11 protein-coding genes are annotated in these 16248 nt (G+C 61.1%); 4 read left to right on the top strand and 7 right to left on the bottom strand.

Going from position 1 to position 16248, the window contains the following annotated elements; all coding sequences use genetic code 11:
- Window positions 1–17: 17 nt before the first annotated feature.
- The 3 genes from efeB to efeU are packed head-to-tail and all read right to left on the bottom strand — an operon-like array spanning window position 18 to window position 3407.
- Window positions 18–1334, bottom strand: coding sequence for an iron uptake transporter deferrochelatase/peroxidase subunit (gene efeB / locus BLV67_RS06915; protein ID WP_065930185.1), 1317 nt, complete (start codon window positions 1332–1334; stop codon window positions 18–20).
- Window positions 1335–1348: 14 nt separating this feature from the next.
- A complete protein-coding gene (gene efeO / locus BLV67_RS06910) occupies window positions 1349–2551 on the bottom strand; it encodes an iron uptake system protein EfeO (RefSeq protein ID WP_069787864.1) in 1203 nt (400 codons plus the stop codon).
- A gap of 10 nt (window positions 2552–2561) precedes the next feature.
- Window positions 2562–3407, bottom strand: a complete 846-nt coding sequence (gene efeU / locus BLV67_RS06905; protein WP_069787863.1) for an iron uptake transporter permease EfeU — start codon at window positions 3405–3407, stop codon at window positions 2562–2564.
- A gap of 167 nt (window positions 3408–3574) precedes the next feature.
- Between efeU and BLV67_RS06900 the strand changes: the two genes are divergently transcribed.
- Window positions 3575–4594 (top strand): AraC family transcriptional regulator, encoded by a 1020-nt coding sequence (locus tag BLV67_RS06900; RefSeq protein WP_069787862.1) that lies wholly within the window; start codon window positions 3575–3577, stop codon window positions 4592–4594.
- 266 nt (window positions 4595–4860) lie between these two features.
- Here the strand turns inward: BLV67_RS06900 and BLV67_RS06895 are convergent, their stop codons facing one another.
- From BLV67_RS06895 to BLV67_RS06880, 4 genes are all read right to left on the bottom strand, one after another.
- The gene (locus tag BLV67_RS06895) at window positions 4861–6276 is read right to left on the bottom strand and encodes an efflux transporter outer membrane subunit (RefSeq protein ID WP_069787861.1); all 1416 of its coding nucleotides are present in this window, start codon (window positions 6274–6276) and stop codon (window positions 4861–4863) included.
- Window positions 6273–9452 carry an efflux RND transporter permease subunit gene (locus BLV67_RS06890; protein ID WP_065930180.1) on the bottom strand — a complete coding sequence of 1060 codons (3180 nt, stop codon included), beginning with the start codon at window positions 9450–9452 and terminating at the stop codon, window positions 6273–6275. The genes BLV67_RS06895 and BLV67_RS06890 overlap by 4 nt, the downstream gene beginning before the upstream one ends.
- 15 nt (window positions 9453–9467) lie before the next feature.
- Window positions 9468–10709, bottom strand: coding sequence for a multidrug efflux RND transporter periplasmic adaptor subunit MexE (gene mexE / locus BLV67_RS06885; RefSeq protein WP_065930203.1), 1242 nt, complete (start codon window positions 10707–10709; stop codon window positions 9468–9470).
- 231 nt (window positions 10710–10940) lie between these two features.
- The gene (locus tag BLV67_RS06880; RefSeq protein ID WP_069787860.1) at window positions 10941–12155 is read right to left on the bottom strand and encodes an MFS transporter; all 1215 of its coding nucleotides are present in this window, start codon (window positions 12153–12155) and stop codon (window positions 10941–10943) included.
- A gap of 114 nt (window positions 12156–12269) precedes the next feature.
- Between BLV67_RS06880 and BLV67_RS06875 the strand changes: the two genes are divergently transcribed.
- From BLV67_RS06875 to BLV67_RS06865, 3 genes are read left to right on the top strand one after another with little or no spacing between them, the layout of a single operon-like run.
- Window positions 12270–13181 (top strand): LysR family transcriptional regulator, encoded by a 912-nt coding sequence (locus tag BLV67_RS06875; protein ID WP_069787859.1) that lies wholly within the window; start codon window positions 12270–12272, stop codon window positions 13179–13181.
- Between the two features lie 42 nt (window positions 13182–13223).
- Window positions 13224–15278, top strand: a complete 2055-nt coding sequence (locus BLV67_RS06870; RefSeq protein WP_069787858.1) for a prolyl oligopeptidase family serine peptidase — start codon at window positions 13224–13226, stop codon at window positions 15276–15278.
- A 50-nt stretch (window positions 15279–15328) separates the two neighbouring features.
- Entirely contained in the window at window positions 15329–16171 is an 843-nt protein-coding gene (locus BLV67_RS06865; protein WP_069787857.1) for a DUF1460 domain-containing protein, read from the top strand.
- Window positions 16172–16248 lie beyond the last annotated feature (77 nt).

The following is a 16248-nucleotide window of genomic DNA, read 5'->3' as shown; positions in this document are numbered from 1 at the left end:
TTCCGCTCTGGTTTGTTTTAGGTGTTGGCAGTGGTTTGAGAGTGCGTTGCAGCGAGCAGTGTGCGGCCAAGGAAGTCCTTGGGCCCCGTTACTCCCGGCAAGGTGAAGAAGTACCCGCCGCCGACCGGCTTGAGGTATTCCTCCAGGGGCTCGCCGTTGAGCCGGGTTTGGACACTGATAAAGCCTTTCTCCAGGTCGGCCTGGTAGCAGATGAACAGCAGCCCCATGTCCAGCTGACCGTTTTTGTTGACGCCGTTGGAGTAGTTGAACGGCCGGCGCAGGATCAGGTTGGCCTGAGTCTGCGGGGTACGCGGGTTGGCCAGGCGGATGTGTGCATCGAGCTTGGTCAACTTGCCTTGCGGGTCCTTGCTGTAGTCGGGAACCTGGGTTTCTTTGTCGCCGTCCATGGGCGCGCCGGTCGGTTTGATGCGGCCGATGATGCTTTCCTGTTCCTGCAAGGGCGTGCGGTCCCAACGCTCGACGAAGTTGCGGATGATACGCACCGCCTGGTAGCTGCCGTTGGCGGCCCAGGCCGGTTCGTCGCTGCCGGGTTGTACCCAGACGATCTGGTCCATGGCCTTGGCATCGTTGGAGTTCGGGTTGGCCGAGCCGTCACGAAAACCGAGGAAGTTGCGTGCGCTTTGCGCCGGCTCACCGGGTTTGGCCGGTGCCTGGGGCGGTACGCTGCCTTCCTGTTTCCAGCGCACCAGCAGCAAGTCGGGCAGGTTCTTCACGATGTCGCGCAGGGCGTGGATATTGGTGTCCGGGGTGTTCGAGCTGAATTGCAGGCTCAGGTCGCCGTGACACTGCGCGGGTTCCAGCGCGTCGTTGGGGAAGCCCACCATGCGGCTCAGGCGCTTGGGTTTGGCTGCGGCCAGGCCGAAACGCTCATCGAACAGCGATTCGCCGACCGAGACGGTGATGGTCAGGTTATCTGGCGTCACCACCGGGCCGAGGATCCCGGAGTCGGTGGGCGGCAGCTTGGGGTCAACTTGCGGCACGGTGCCGCCGGTCATCAGGAACGCGATGCGCTCATTCAGGGTGCGGAACAGGCGCTCCAGGTCTTCGCGGTCACTGGCCAGCACGTCGAAGGCGACGAGCATGCCGCAGGCCGGGCGCGGGGTGACGATGCCGGTCTGGTGCTGGCCGAAGAAATCGTGGTGGTCCTGGGTCTTGTCACTGCGCGGTGCGGTGGTGACTTGTTCGGCCGCAGCGGCCATGGCCGGGCAGGTCAGGGTGCTGCCGGCAATCGCGGCGCCGGTGGCGGCCATGCCCAACAGGACGCGGCGGCGCTGTGCTGAAAAGTGTGCGGAAAACTGTTCTGAATCACTCATGTCTTAGGTCGTCTTCACTGCAGGCCGGAAAGGCCAAGGGCGGGGTCGATTCCATCGAGTGCAACGGCCAGAGCCTTGGCCTTGTCGGCGATCTGCTTGCGTTGATCGGCCGTGACGCTGTCGTAGCGGCTGTACTGGCCGTCGACTTTCAAACTGTTGAGCTGTGCATCGAAGGCCTCCAGGGCGCTGTCGATGTTTGGCAACAGGCCCGGTGCCGATTTGCTCAGCAATGGACGCATCAGGTCGACCACCTTGCGGGCGGCCTCCAGGTTGGCGGCAAAGCCGTTCAAGTCGGTATGGCTGTAGCGCTCCTCTTCACCGCTGACGGCTCGCACATCCGCCAGGCTGTTGAGGTTGCGCACCACAATGCTGACCAGTTGTTCCGGCGGCAGTGATTGCGCAAGCAACTGTTGCTTGAGGGTGGTGACGTCAGTGACCAGGTGTTCGGCGACCGGGCCCAGGCCATCGAGACTGCGCTGCTGGAACAGGCTGTATTCGAGGCGGTGGAAGCCGCTGAACGCCGGGTCTTGCTCGCGTTTTTCGAAGTAATCGGCGCGGGCGTTGATCGCGTTGTCCAGTTGCGCCAGGCGTTGCGCGGCCGGAGCCAGACGCTGGTACGCCTCACGGGCCGGCACATACAGCGCCTGCGCCTGGGCCAGGTCACCGGCGGCAATCGCTTGCTGCAGCGCGGTCACGGCCTTGACCAGCGCACTGCCCTGGCCGCTCAGGTACACCCGGAACTCCGACAGTGGGCCGATAAACGCCACCATCGACGGCTTGGCCTTGGCCTGAGCGTCGGACTCGGCGGTCGGGGTCACATGCAGCGTGCCGCGCGGGTTGCTCAGCAGGCCGCAGGTGATCGCATAGTCGCCGGGCAACAGGTTGGCGTTGATCACCTGGCTTAGGCCCGGCGCGATATTTTCGCGTTCTTCGATCACCAGCACGCCGTCAAGGATTTCCCATTCCACCGCGCGGTCGGAGCGGTTGATGATGCGAAAACTCGCGCGTCCGGCGGGTACGCTGATTTCATTCGGCTCGCAGGCGTGGCCGTGAATGGTCACCGCGATTTCGTTGTGATTGGTCTGGCGCTTGGCGGCAGCCAGTTGCGAAGCGTAATAAAACAGCGCACCGGCGGCGATCATCACCACCACCGAGCCGGCCACTGCCCAGCGCAGGGCGCGCGACGGCGGTGCCGGTTGAAGGGTTGGGTTGGACAAGAGACGGTCCTTACTGGCTGGAAACGGAAGAGGGTTGGACGACTGACTTGGCAGGGGGCGAGGGCAGGAAGAACATCACCAGCGCCACTACCAGATAAATCAGATAGGCACCCAGGGTGCTCACGGTCGGCGCTTCCTGGTAGCCGAACATCCCGGCGAGCACCGAGCCCAGCGGGCTGTCCATCGGCAGCACGGCACTGAAGTCGAACAGCACGGTTTGCAAGTGGTTCCACACTCCGGCTTCGTGCAGCGCCTGCACCGAGTTGGCAAGAATGCCGGCGGCCACCACCAGGATGAACAGACCAGTCCAGCGGAAGAACGCGCCGAGGTTCAGGCGCATGCTGCCGGTGTAGATCAGGAAGCCGACGATAATCGCCAGGATCAAGCCGAGCAGGGCGCCGATCGGTGCGCCCGGGCCTTCGCTCTGCTGGAACACGGCGAGCAGGAAAAACACGGTTTCCAGGCCTTCACGGGCCACGGCAAAGAACACCATGGCGATCAGCGCAATGACTTGGTGCTTGGAGCCGGCCAACGCGTGATCCAGGGATTCGTGCAGGGAATGCTTGATGGAGCGTGCCACCTTGCGCATCCAGAACACCATGGAGCTGAGGATGCCGACGGCTACCAGGCCGACAATGCCTTCAAACAGTTCCTGTTGTTTCTGCGGGAACTCCGCACTGACCAGTTCCAGCCCCCCACCTACCAGCAGGGCCAACGCAGCGGCCAGGAACACGCCGATCCACACGGCGGGCATCCACTGGCCACGGCCGGTTTGCTGCAGGTAACTGGCGATAATGCCAACGATCAATGCGGCTTCAATGCCTTCGCGCAGCATGATTAGAAAGGGAACGAGCATTCGGCACCGCATCAAGGCTGGATAGGATGCTAATTTGTAACATAATGATACTCATTACTAAACAGCCAATATGGACCTTTGCTGAACTGCGGCTGAACGGTGGTGGCGAATCGCAACCGCCCTTATGATGCACTCCATCTTTTGCAGCATTGAATAGCCCGATTCCCATGGCGGAAAAAGACACCATCTCCATCCATCTTGTGCGCGAAGCCTTGCTGCAAAGCTGCGCGCCCGGCGCGGCCACGGTTGAAGCCTTGAGCAAGGTCGGGATAGACCCGACATTGCTGGCGCAGCCCGACGCCCGCGTACCGGCCACCGCGTACGCGCGGCTGTGGCGTTTGTTGGCGCGCCGCCGGGATGATGAATTTTTTGGTATGGACCCGCGCAAACTCAAGTCCGGCAGCCTGGCGTTCCTGTGCCGCGCCGCGATGGCGCAACCGAGCCTGGCTGCCGGCGTGGAAACCGGCCTGGGTTTTTTGTCGTTGATGCTCGAGCAGATGCCCGCACAACTGGTGCGCCAACAGAGCCTGGCAGAAATCGTTCTGCTCGAACCCGAACCCAAACGCGCGTTTACCTATTTCACCTACTGGATGATCGTCCACGGCGTCGCCTGCTGGCTGGCGGGTCGGCGGATTCCGATTCTCGCCATTGAATTGCGCTGCCCGCCACCGGAGTTCTGCGACGACTATCGCGTGATGTTCTCCGACAACCTGCGCTTCGACCGGCCACGCACGCGCATGATCTTTTCTGCCGACTGCCTGGACCTGCCGATCAAGCGCAGCCCGGAAGAACTCAAGCGCTTCCTGGCGCATGCGCCAGCCAACATACTGGTCAAATACCGCGACCCGACGAGCCTGGCCAATCGCATCAAACATGACCTGCGCCATATGCCTGCCAATACCTGGCCGGAAACCGAAGGCTTGGCCGCCAACCTGTGTATATCCGCGTCGACCCTGCGTCGCCGGCTGGCAGATGAGGGCCAGACTTATCAGGGGCTCAAGGATAGCGTGCGCAAGGAATTGGCGATTGTCTGGCTCGCCGAGGCCGATATCAGTTTTGTTGAAATTGCCGTGCGCCTTGGGTTTGCGGATGTCAGCTCCTTTTACAAAGCCTTCCGCAAATGGTCCGGCTCAAACCCTGGGCACTACCGCAGCCTGATCCTGAGTGACGCGTTGCCGTCTGTGTGACGCAGGCTCCCGCGTAGACCCTCTGGTGGTGGTCGCCACTGCGGTTGCGGGCGTCGCTAAAGCCGTGGCAAGGACTCGCTGATTTCAGCAGACGGGTGAAAGATTGCCATGTTCTTACCCTCCAATGATCGGAAATCACTGGCGAGGGACTACAGCAATATTTGCCGTCCATGCGTTTCAAATTAACCCAAAAAAAAGCCCCGCGACCGAATGAGCCGCAGGGCTAAAAATTGGCTGGATGCGACCAACCAAAGGAGCTCGTTACATCACTTGCTGCTGGCTACGACCGTGTCCGGCTGCCAGCCACCGCCCAGGGCCTTGTAGATCGCGACGATGCCGCGATACAAATCCACTTCGGCCTGGGCCTGGGAGTCTTCAGCCGCCAGGCGCTCACGTTGCGCATCGAGCAGCACCAGAAAATCCACGGTGCCTTCGCGATAACGAATCGCGGCGAGGTCAGCGGCAGCGCGACTGGATTCACTCTGACGAATCAGCGAAACCAGGCGCTGCTGGCGTTTGCCGTAATCGCTGAACGCATTCTCCGATTCTTCCAACGCCAGCAACACTTGCTGTTCATAGGTCGCCAGAGCGCCATCGGCCTCGGCATTCGCACCGCGCAAACGCGCACGCACGCTGCCCAGGTCAAAGGCAGCCCAGGTGATGCTTGGGCCAAGGGACCAGGCATTCGCTGCTGCCGAGCCAATCTGCGAACCGCGCCCTGCGGTAAAACCGAGGAAGCCGCTGAGGCTGACCCGCGGGAACAGGTCGGCCTTGGCCACGCCGATACGCGCGGTGGCGGCGGCCAGTTTGCGTTCGGCACTGAGGATGTCCGGGCGACGTTGCAGCAACTGGCCGGGGTCGCCGATCGGCAAGGCCTTGGCAATCGCCGGCAGGTCTTTAGGGCTCAGGTCCACGCTCAGCTTGTCGGGGCGCTGGCCGAGGAGGGTGGCGATGCGGTTACGCTCGCGCACTTGCTCGGCTTGCAGTTGCGGCACGCTGGCTTCAACCGCCGCCAGACGTGCGTCGGCGCGTTCCACATCGAGCTGATCACCCACACCGGCATCACGCAGGCTCAGGGTAATGGTGCGCGATTCCTGCTGGTTCTTCAGGTTGTCCAGGGCAATGCGTTCACGCAATTGAGCGCCGCGCAGCTGGCCGTAGGCGTCCACCAGTTCGGCAATCATGCTGACTTGCAGTTGGTACAGGTCGGCTTCGGCGACCTGTTGGTCCGCATCGCTGGCCTCAAGGTTGCGGCGGATACGGCCGAACAAGTCGACTTCCCAGGCCATGTCCAGGCCCAGGTCGTAGCGCTCGCTGTTGACACGCTGGGTGGTCTGGCCGGGAATCTGGCCTTTGCCCACATCACTGCTGGCGCGAGAGGTGACGACCGGCATGATGTCGTTGGCGGCGTCATCCCGGATGGCACGTGCCGCCCGCAGACGGGCAAAGGCGACGCGCAAGTCGCGGTTACCGCTCAGCGATTGAGTCACCAACTGGTTGAGGGTCGGGTCCTCGAACTGCTGCCACCAGATGCCTTCGTACTTGGCGTGGTCATAGCTCTTGGTGTCGGCGGCGGCCGTAACATTGGCCGCCTCCAATTTTTCGGTTTTGTAGTCCGGGCCCACGGCGCAGGCGCTCAGCGCCAGTACCAGCAAGCTCGGCAAAAATACTTTCACGCTCATTGCTGTGTCTCCAGCTTCAAGGCCTTGGCCGCTTTGCGTGCTTCGCCGCGCTCCACATAACGACGGATCAGGACGTAGAACACCGGGGTCAGCAACAGACCGAAGAAGGTCACCCCGATCATCCCGGAGAACACCGCCACACCCATGGCATGACGCATCTCGGCACCGGCACCGCTGGACAGCACCAGGGGCACCACACCCATGATGAAGGCGAACGAGGTCATCAGGATCGGCCGCAGACGCAGGCGGCAAGCTTCCAGTACCGCCGCCAGCGGATCGAGCCCCTCGGCTTGCTTATCCTTGGCAAACTCGACGATCAGAATCGCGTTCTTGCACGCCAGGCCCACCAGTACGATCAGGCCGATCTGAGTGAAGATGTTGTTGTCGCCACCGGAGATAATCACCCCGGTGATGGCCGACAGCAGCGTCATCGGTACGATCAGGATCACCGCCAATGGCAGGCTCCAGCTTTCGTATTGGGCGGCCAGTACCAGGAACGCCAGCAGTACGCAGAGCGGGAACACGAACAGTGCGGTGTTGCCCGAGAGGATTTGCTGATAGGTCAGGTCGGTCCACTCGTAGGTCATGCCATTGGGCAGTTCGTCTTTGAGCAACTTTTCAATCGCCGCCTGTGCCTGGCCGGAGCTGTAGCCCGGTGCGGCGTTGCCGTTGATTTCGGCGGTGATAAAGCCGTTGTAGTGCATCACGCGGTCCGGGCCCGAGGTGTCGCTGACCTTGATAAAGGTCGCCAGCGGGATCATCTCGCCCTTGTTGTTGCGCACTTTCAGCTGGCCGATCTGGTCTTCATCCTGGCGGAACTGTTGCTCAGCCTGCACGTTGACCTGGTAGGTACGGCCGAAGCGGTTGAAGTCGTTGGCATACAACGAACCCAGGTAGATCTGCAGGGTGTCGAAGATGTCGCTGATCGCCACGCCATGGGTCTTGGCCTTTTCGCGGTCAATGGCGGCATCGACCTGTGGCACGTTCACCGTGTAGCTGGTGAACAGGCCGAACAACTCAGGTACGCCACGGCTTTTGGTGATGATGTTCTGCACTTCTTTGTACAGCTCGTCGTAACCCAGGTTGCCACGGTCTTCGACTTGCAGGCGGAACCCGCCGATCGTACCCAGGCCCTGTACCGGCGGCGGCGGGAAGATCGCCATGTAAGCTTCTTCGATGCTGCTGTATTTACCGTTCAGTGCACCGGCAATGGCGCCGGCGGACATGCTCGGGTCTTTACGCTCATCGAACGGCTTCAAGGTCACGAACACGATGCCGTTGTTAGGGCTGTTGGTAAAACCGTTGATTGACAAGCCGGGGAAGGCAATAGCGCTTTCAACGCCGGGTTGTTTCATGGCGATATCGGACATGCGCTTGATCACATCTTCGGTGCGGTCCAGGCTGGCGGCGTCGGGCAATTGCGCGAAGGCCACCAGGTACTGTTTGTCCTGGGCCGGTACGAAACCGGTCGGCGTGTGGGCAAAGCCCAACCATGTCAGCACCATCAGGCCGGCGTACAGGAACAGCGCAATGCCACTGCCGCGAATCACCCGGCGCACGGTGCCTACATAACCATGGCTGGCTTTGTCGAAGAAGCGGTTGAACGGTTTGAACAACCAGCCACCCAGGATCTTGTCGAGGAACCTGGAGAAGCCGTCCTTGGGTGCGTTATGACTTTTAAGCAGTACCGCAGCCAGTGCGGGCGACAAGGTCAGCGAGTTGAACGCCGAAATCACCGTCGAGATCGCAATGGTCAAGGCGAACTGCTTATAGAACTGTCCGGTCAGGCCACTGATAAAGGCCGCGGGTATGAACACCGCACAGAGTACCAACGCAGTCGCGATGATCGGGCCAGTCACTTCGCTCATGGCCTTTTCAGTGGCCGGGAACGGTTCGAGTCCCAACTCGATATTTCGCTCGACGTTCTCCACCACCACGATGGCGTCGTCCACCACGATACCGATGGCCAGTACCAGACCGAACAGCGACAGCGCGTTAAGCGAGAAGCCAAACAGGTGCATGACTGCAAAGGTACCGATCAACGATACCGGCACCGCCACCAATGGAATGATCGAGGCGCGCCAGGTTTGCAGGAACAGGATCACCACCAGCACCACCAGGATCAGTGCTTCGAACAAGGTGTGAACCACGGCCTCGATGGAACCGCGTACGAACACGGTGGGGTCGTAGGCAATGCGGTAATCCATGCCTTCCGGGAAGCTCTTTTTCAGCTCCGCCATCTTGGCGCGCACTTCATTGGAGATGTCGATGGCGTTGGAGCCAGGGCGCTGGAAGATCGGAATCGCCACGGCCGGCTGGTTATCGATCAACGAGCGCAGGGCGTATTGACTGGAACCCAACTCCACCCGTGCGATGTCCTTCAGGCGCGTGATTTCGCCGTTAGCGCCAGCACGAATGACGATATTTTCGAACTCTTCCTCAGTGACCAAGCGGCCCTGAGTATTGACCGACAGCTGGAAGCTGGTGTCGTTAGGCGCAGGCTGCGCACCCAGCGCACCGGCCGCTACCTGACGGTTCTGTTCACGAATCGCCGTGACCACATCGGTGGCGGTCAGGTTGCGCGAGGCGGTCTTGTTCGGGTCCAGCCATACACGCAGGGAATAATCGCCCATGCCGAACAGCTGTACATCGCCCACGCCGCCCAGCCGTGCCAGTTCATCCTTGATATTGAGGATGGCGTAGTTGGACAGGTAGAGCATGTTGTAACGCTGATCCGGGGAGGTGATGTGCACCACCATGGTCAGGTCAGGGGAAGCCTTGTCCACGGTAATACCGATACGCGTCACTTCCTCAGGCAATTTCGGCTGAGTCCGCGTCACACGGTTTTGCACCTGTACCTGCGCGTTGTCCAGGTCGGTGCCCAGGGCGAAGGTGATGGTCAGGGTCAGCTTGCCGTCGGCGGTCGACTGCGAGGACATGTACAGCATGTTCTCGACGCCGGTGATGGCTTGCTCCAACGGAGCGGCCACGGTTTCACCGATGACTTTGGGGTTGGCGCCCGGGAAGTTGGCACGTACTACCACGGTGGGCGGCACCACTTCCGGGTATTCGCTGATCGGCAGTTGGAACAGCGAGATCGCACCGGCGATCAAAATCAACAGCGACAGCACCGCTGCGAAGATCGGCCGCGAAATGAAGAACTTGGAAAAATTCATCTTGAGTCGTATCCCTTAACCGCGTGGAGTCGCGACGGCTGCGAGCTTGGGCGCGGCTTTATCCGGCGCCACTTGCTCCAGGTTGCTGGCTTCAAGCGCTTGTCGTTGTTGTGCCAAGGCGGCGAGGGTTTCCTTGCTGGCCATCGGGATCGTTTCCGGTGCAACCGGCGAACCCGGGCGAATGCGCTGCAAGCCCTTCACGACGATGGTGTCGTCCTTGGTCAAACCGCTGCGCACAATGCGCAGGCCTTCGATCTTCGGCCCCAGTTCCACCGAGCGATAAGCCGGCTTGTCGCCGTCCATCACCAGCACGAACTTCTTGCCGAGGTCGGTGCCAACCGCTTCGTCGTTGATCAGCACGGCGGAGTAGGTGCCGCTGCCGACCAGCTTCAAGCGGGCGTACAGGCCAGGCGTGTATTCGCCCTTGCTGTTATCGAACACGGCGCGACCACGGATGGTGCCGGTGGCCGGGTTGACCTGGTTGTCGACGAAGTTCATCTGGCCCAGGTGCGGGTTGCCGGTTTCATTGGACAGGCCCAGGTACACAGGGGTGGTCGCGCCACGGCGGCCTTCACGGGCCAACTCGGTGTACTTGAGGTACACGCGCTCGTCGGCGTCGAAGTAGGCGTAAACCTTGTCGGTAGAGACCACGCTGGTCAGCGCGGTGGTGTCGGCGGTCACCAGGTTGCCGGCGGTGATTTCCGCACGGCTGACGCGGCCACTGATCGGCGACGTTACGCGGGTAAAACTCAGGTTCAACTTGGCCAGGTCCAACTGCGCCTGGATCCCGGCGACAGCGGCGCGGGCTTCCTGGGCGGCGGTGGTGCGCGAGTCGGCCAGTTCGGCGGAGATCGCATTGCTCTGGCGCAGACGCTCGCCACGTTGCGCTTCGTTATCGCTACGGCTGGCGGCGGCTTTGGTTTGTGCCAGTTGGGCTTCGAGGCGGCGCACCTCAGCCTGGAACGGGCGCGGATCGATCTGGAACAGCAGGTCGCCTTTCTTCACCAGGGCGCCTTCGGTGAAGGCCACCTGGTCGATCTGGCCGGACACGCGCGGGCGAATCTGCACGGTTTCCGGGGCTTCCAGGCGACCGGTGAACTCGTCCCACTCGTTGACCGGTTGTTCCAGCACCTTGGCCACACTGATTTTCGCCGGGGGCATGGCGGCCGCTTGATCCGGGGTCTTGCCGCAGGCGCTCATCACCACCACGGCCAAAATCGCCAAGGGGAAGCGCAAGTGTTTGAGTGACTGTTCCATGAGGTGCATCCGCCAATGTATTTGAGATGGGCGGATCATGCGCGGCGAGGTGCTATGTCACGAATCGAATGAAGCAAAGGTAACTATCATTCGGAATGATATAAGCGAGAGATTAGCCCTCTAGAATGGCGGTTTCGTTAGGGAGCTATCAATGGGCTTGATGGCAAAAGTGTATTGCGTGGCCTGCAAGGAACGAGGCTCACAGGCTGCTGTCCGTGTGCGGCAACAGGCTCAACCGTCTGCCGGTGGCGCCAGGTTGCCACGCTGACTGCCAATCAACCCGCCCAAAAAGTACATCAACCCGCCCGCCACGACAAAAAGCACCAACATATAAAACATGCTGTACGCCGGCTGCGTCGCCAACACCCACCCACACAACGCCGGCCCCAACGCCGCGCCGACATTGCTCAGGTTCTGCGCGGCGTAATACATGCCGCGCAGGTGATTGGGTGCGATGTTGTCGATGAACATGTATTCGGCCGGGAACACGATAATTTCGCCAAGGGTGAAAATCGCCATGGACAGCACCCACATCAGCAGCGTGGTCGACAGCGCAAACCCGCCCAGGCCGACGACAAACAGGCTGAGCCCTGCGGCCAGCCATCGGTTCAGGTAACGCGGGGAAATCCGTTTGCCGAGGCTGTATTGCAAGCTGATCACCGTGAGGGCATTGGTGGCCACAATCGTGCTGATGATCCGGTAGGTCTCCTCAGGCGTGGTGGTGACGATCACGTATTGCGAGAGGTAGGCCGTGAACTGGCCGAACACCACGGCACTGAGCAGTCCGCCGAGGGTAAAGCACACCAGGCGGTAATCGCGCAGCAACAGTGTGCCGACGGCCAGGAACGCTACGGCTGGCTGGTTTGCCTGGGCCGTTTGCAAACGCTTGTCGCCCCATACGCAGTAGACCAACCAGAATCCGGCGCCAAGCCCGGCTGACATTAGAAACGGCAGGCTCGAATCTACGGTGGCCAATCCCGCGCCAAGGAACGGCCCGACGGCATAACCGATATTGGTCAGCGTGTATTTGATCGAAAATGCTTCACTGCGCTGTTCGACGGGAAGCAGGCTGCCAAAGGCGGCTTTTACCGCGATATCGACCACCGCATACGCCAGGTTCACCGCCACCAGGCACAGGTAGAACAGCCAGAGCGCAGGCGCGATAGCGGCGCCGAGAAAGCCTAGGGTGAACACGCCGCAGAAAGTCAGGATAAGCCGATAACTGCTCATCCGGTCCACCAGAAAGCCCCCATACAGGCTCAGCAGCGAGCCGATGATCAGTGTGCAGCCGATCACCAGGCCGATATCGGCGATGCTCAAGCCAAAGTGGCCTGATAAGTAAATGACCAGGTAGGGCAGGGTGATTGCGCGGGCGAGTGTCAGTATCAGCGAGGCACCCAATAGCAGTTTGAGCGTGGCGGGGTAGTGTTTCAGCGTGGCCAGCATTCGAGCCTCGGGGTCCATTTATCAGAGTGGACGCAGCTTACCTTTGAACCGAGTTCTGATTTAGGATGGTTTTTATCCAGGTACAGGAACTCAATTCATGAATAAGGGCTGTGCATGTTTTCTTCAGAGCGCCTGAAGGGCATTGATGTATTCGTCTGTGTCGCGCAGTACGGCAGCTTTACGGCGACCGCCGGGAAAATGAACCTGACCGCTTCGGCCGTGAGTAAAAGCATTGCGCGCCTGGAAGCCCGTCTGGGTGCCCGACTGTTCCATCGCACCACGCGCAGGTTGTCGCTGACCGATGCCGGCGTGGCCTACCTGCGCACCTGCACCGGCGTATTAGCCGACCTGGAAGAAGCCGAATGGGCACTGCAGGCTGAAAACACCGAACTGCGCGGGCGTGTGCGCATCGACCTGCCCGGCGCCTTTGGCCAGGCGCAGGTGCTGCCGATCCTGCTGCCGTGGCTGAACTCTCATCCATTGCTGGCCCCGCACATCTCCTTCTCCGATGGCTTTGTCGATCCGCTTAAGGAAGGCGTGGATATCGTCGTGCGCATCGGCGACGTCCCGGCCTGGCCGGAGACGGTAGAGCACCGTTTACTCACGCGCGAGTGGCATGTGCTGTGTGCATCCCCCGCGTATCTCGCCCGCCACGGCATGCCGCAGTCCGAGCGTGACCTCGAGCAGCATCAGTGCATGGCCTACGGCTGGGTCGATGGTCGCGTCAGCCCCTGGCGGCATGCTGGCGAACAAGGCGTGGCGCTGCACATAATCACACAGCCGCAACTGGTGATCGGCCATGGCGACGGGCTCAAGATGGCCGCGCTGGCCGGCTGCGGTATCGCGCAACTGCCGTCCTGGCTGGTTGAGCAACACTTGCAGGACGGGTCGCTGGTGCAAGTCTTGCCGCACTTGGCCAGTGTCGGCATGGGTATCAGCGTGGCCTGGGTCAAAAACCGCTACGCGCTGCCCAAGGTGCGCGCGGTGGTGGAGGTGCTGGTTGCAGGGTTGGGCGCGGCTGAGTGACACTCATTGGTTTTCCGCACCGATTTTTGACAGGATTCGACCATGCCAAACCTCCCGACACCGACTTCCACGGGCGACGATCCTTACCTTTGGCTGGAAGACGTCGACCGCCCACAAGCGCTGGACTGGGTGCGCGCGCAAAACCTCAAGACCCACGCCCGACTCGCCGAATCCGCGTCCTTCAAGGCCATGCAGGCCGACCTGCTGGCGGTGCTCGACTCGGACAGCAATATCCCCTACGTGGAAAAAATCGGCGCCCACTATTACAACTTCTGGGTCGACGCCGTGCACCCTCGCGGCCTGTGGCGGCGGACCACGCTGGCGGAATATCGCAAGGCGCAACCGGCCTGGGAAACCGTGCTGGATATCGACGCATTGAATGCCCTGGAAGGTGAAAATTGGGTCTGGCACGGCGCCGACTGCCTGCACCCTGGCTATCAACGCGCATTGGTCGCACTGTCCCGTGGCGGCGCGGACGCGAGTGTCACGCGCGAATTTGATCTGGTCGAAAAAGCCTGGGTCAAAGACGGCTTCGAGTTGCCCGAATCCAAGGGCGGGCTGGGTTGGATCGACCACGACAACGTGTATGTGTTTACCGACTTCGGGGCTGGCAGCATGACCCGCTCGGGTTACCCGCGCATCGTCAAGCAATGGCAGCGCGGTACACCCTTGAGTGCCGCGACGATCGTCTACGAAGGCCGGCACGACGATATGTATATCGCGGCGATGCACGACAGCACGCCGGGTTACGAGCGGGATTTCGTCAGCCGCACCCTGGCGTTCTACAACAACGAACTGTACCTGCGCGCCCCGGATGGCACGCTGAGCAAAATCGATGCGCCGAACTCGGCCGACAAGTCGGTGCACAAAGACTGGTTGCTCCTGCAATTGCGTGATGATTGGGCGGTGGGGGATGGCTATGTGGCCGGCTCGTTGCTGGCGATCAACTTTGCACGCTTCATGGACGGCGCGCGGGATTTCGACCTGTTGTTCGTGCCATCGGACAGCACCTCGCTGGCCGGCATGGACTGGACCCGCAACCACTTGGTGCTCAACGTGCTGGAGGACGTCAGAAACCGCCTCAGCGTGCTGACGCCCGGCCCGCAAGGCTGGGCACGCAGCGCACTTGTCGGCGCACCGCCGATGGCGACCGTGGATGTGAGCGCCGTCGACAGCGATGACAGCGACGCGGTGTGGCTGGTCACCCGAGGTTTTCTCACGCCGGTCACGCTGTCACTGGCCGAGCTTGGTGCGCAACCCGAAGTGCTTAAGGCCATGCCGGCGTTCTTCGATGCGAGCCGGCATGTGGTTGAACAGCATTTTGCCGTGTCCAAGGATGGCACCCGCGTGCCGTATTTCCTGGTGCACGAACAGGGCTTGCAGTACAACGCCAACGCGCCGACCTTGCTCTACGGTTATGGCGGCTTTGAAGTCTCGCTGTGCCCGGAATACTCCGGCGGGCTGGGTCGCGCCTGGCTGTCCAAAGGCGGCGTGTATGCCGTGGCGAATATTCGTGGCGGCGGCGAATACGGCCCGCGTTGGCATCAGGCGGCGCTCAAGCACAAGCGTGCGCGCGCCTATGAGGATTTTGCCGCCGTGGCGCAAGACCTGATCAACCGCAACCTCACCTCGCCCCGGCACCTGGCCGTGCAAGGTGGCAGCAATGGCGGCCTGTTGACCGGCAACATGCTCACCCAATACCCCGAGCTGTTCGCAGCCGTGGTCATCCAGGTGCCGTTGCTCGACATGCAGCGCTATCACCATTTGCTGGCAGGCGCCTCGTGGATGGAAGAGTACGGCAACCCGGACGTGCCCGAAGAATGGGCCTTCATCCAGACGTTTTCACCCTACCACCTGTTCGACCCGGCCAAGACCTACCCGCCGGTGCTGTTCACCACCTCGACCCGTGATGACCGCGTACACCCGGCCCATGCCCGTAAGCTTGCGGCCAGGATGATCGATGCCGGCCAGGACGTGACGTACTACGAAAACATCGAAGGCGGCCACGGCGGCGCGGCGGATAATGCCCAGAGTGCGTACATGAAAGCGCTGGTCTACGGCTTTTTGTGGGAGCGCTTGAGCGCCGGCCACGGCTGACCGGCGCTGGCCGGTATGATCGGATGCCCCTTGGATAAGTGAAGAGTCAGATGCGCACACCCTATGTTTTTATCCTGATGTCGATGCTGTTGGCCGGTTGTGGTTCGTCGGGCGCAACCACTGGAAGCCATGCGTTCGAACGTCAGCCAAATGCGCCGCTGACGTCCGATGCACCGCTGGATCCTTACACCGTTGAGAAGCTCAATGCGATTCTCCAAGAACGTCCAAACTACCGGTCGCTTCCCGCAGGCCAACAGATCGGCCTCATCTCGAAGGCCTTTTTAGGCACGCCCTATGTTGCCAACAAGTTACAGGGCTCACTGGGCACTCCCGAACAACTGGTGGTCGATTTTCGAGGCCTGGATTGCTTTACCTACCTGGATTACGTCGAGGCCCTGCGACAGTCAGCAGCACAACCCGACTTTATGAAAAACCTGTTGCGCACGCGTTATGTTGATGGCGATCTCGATTTTCTCAGCCGTAAGCACTTCTACACCGATTGGGCCTACAGCGGCAGGTATAAACCGGCGCAAGACATCACCGCGCAGCTAAGCACCCATGCCGTTCGCCGCGAAAAACGCCTCAACCAAAAAGCCGACGGCAGCGCCTACCTGCCTGGCCTGCCGGTGGTCCAGCGTACGGTGACCTACATTCCTGCTGGTTTTATCGATAAGCAGGTCATCAGTCGCCTGCACGAGGGCGATTTTATTGGCATCTATACGCCCTTGGCCGGGCTGGATGTGACCCATGTGGGGTTCTTTATCATGACGAACAAAGGCCCCGTACTGCGCAATGCGTCTTCGCATTCAGGCAGCCAGAAGGTGATGGATTCGCCGTTTCTGGCGTATGTGGCCAATACGCCGGGGATTGTTGTGCTGAGGGCGAAGGAGTAGGTGTCAGGGCGTTGATCCTGCTCTTGGCCGCAGGCGTAACTGCGCCATTTTGAACTTTGCGGCTCAGAATTGTGGCA

It is taken from the genome of Pseudomonas salomonii (assembly GCF_900107155.1).
Lineage (GTDB): Bacteria > Pseudomonadota > Gammaproteobacteria > Pseudomonadales > Pseudomonadaceae > Aquipseudomonas > Aquipseudomonas salomonii.
This window is presented reverse-complemented; position numbering and strand designations above follow the sequence as displayed.

Coding starts and splice junctions, on each gene's coding strand:
- efeB (WP_065930185.1), bottom strand. CDS start 1,334: ATGAGTGATTCAGAACAGTTTTCCGCACACTTTTCAGCACAGCGCCGC.
- efeU (WP_069787863.1), bottom strand. CDS start 3,407: ATGCTCGTTCCCTTTCTAATCATGCTGCGCGAAGGCATTGAAGCCGCA.
- BLV67_RS06900 (WP_069787862.1), top strand. CDS start 3,575: ATGGCGGAAAAAGACACCATCTCCATCCATCTTGTGCGCGAAGCCTTG.
- BLV67_RS06895 (WP_069787861.1), bottom strand. CDS start 6,276: ATGAGCGTGAAAGTATTTTTGCCGAGCTTGCTGGTACTGGCGCTGAGC.
- BLV67_RS06890 (WP_065930180.1), bottom strand. CDS start 9,452: ATGAATTTTTCCAAGTTCTTCATTTCGCGGCCGATCTTCGCAGCGGTG.
- mexE (WP_065930203.1), bottom strand. CDS start 10,709: ATGGAACAGTCACTCAAACACTTGCGCTTCCCCTTGGCGATTTTGGCC.
- BLV67_RS06880 (WP_069787860.1), bottom strand. CDS start 12,155: ATGCTGGCCACGCTGAAACACTACCCCGCCACGCTCAAACTGCTATTG.
- BLV67_RS06875 (WP_069787859.1), top strand. CDS start 12,270: ATGTTTTCTTCAGAGCGCCTGAAGGGCATTGATGTATTCGTCTGTGTC.
- BLV67_RS06870 (WP_069787858.1), top strand. CDS start 13,224: ATGCCAAACCTCCCGACACCGACTTCCACGGGCGACGATCCTTACCTT.
- BLV67_RS06865 (WP_069787857.1), top strand. CDS start 15,329: ATGCGCACACCCTATGTTTTTATCCTGATGTCGATGCTGTTGGCCGGT.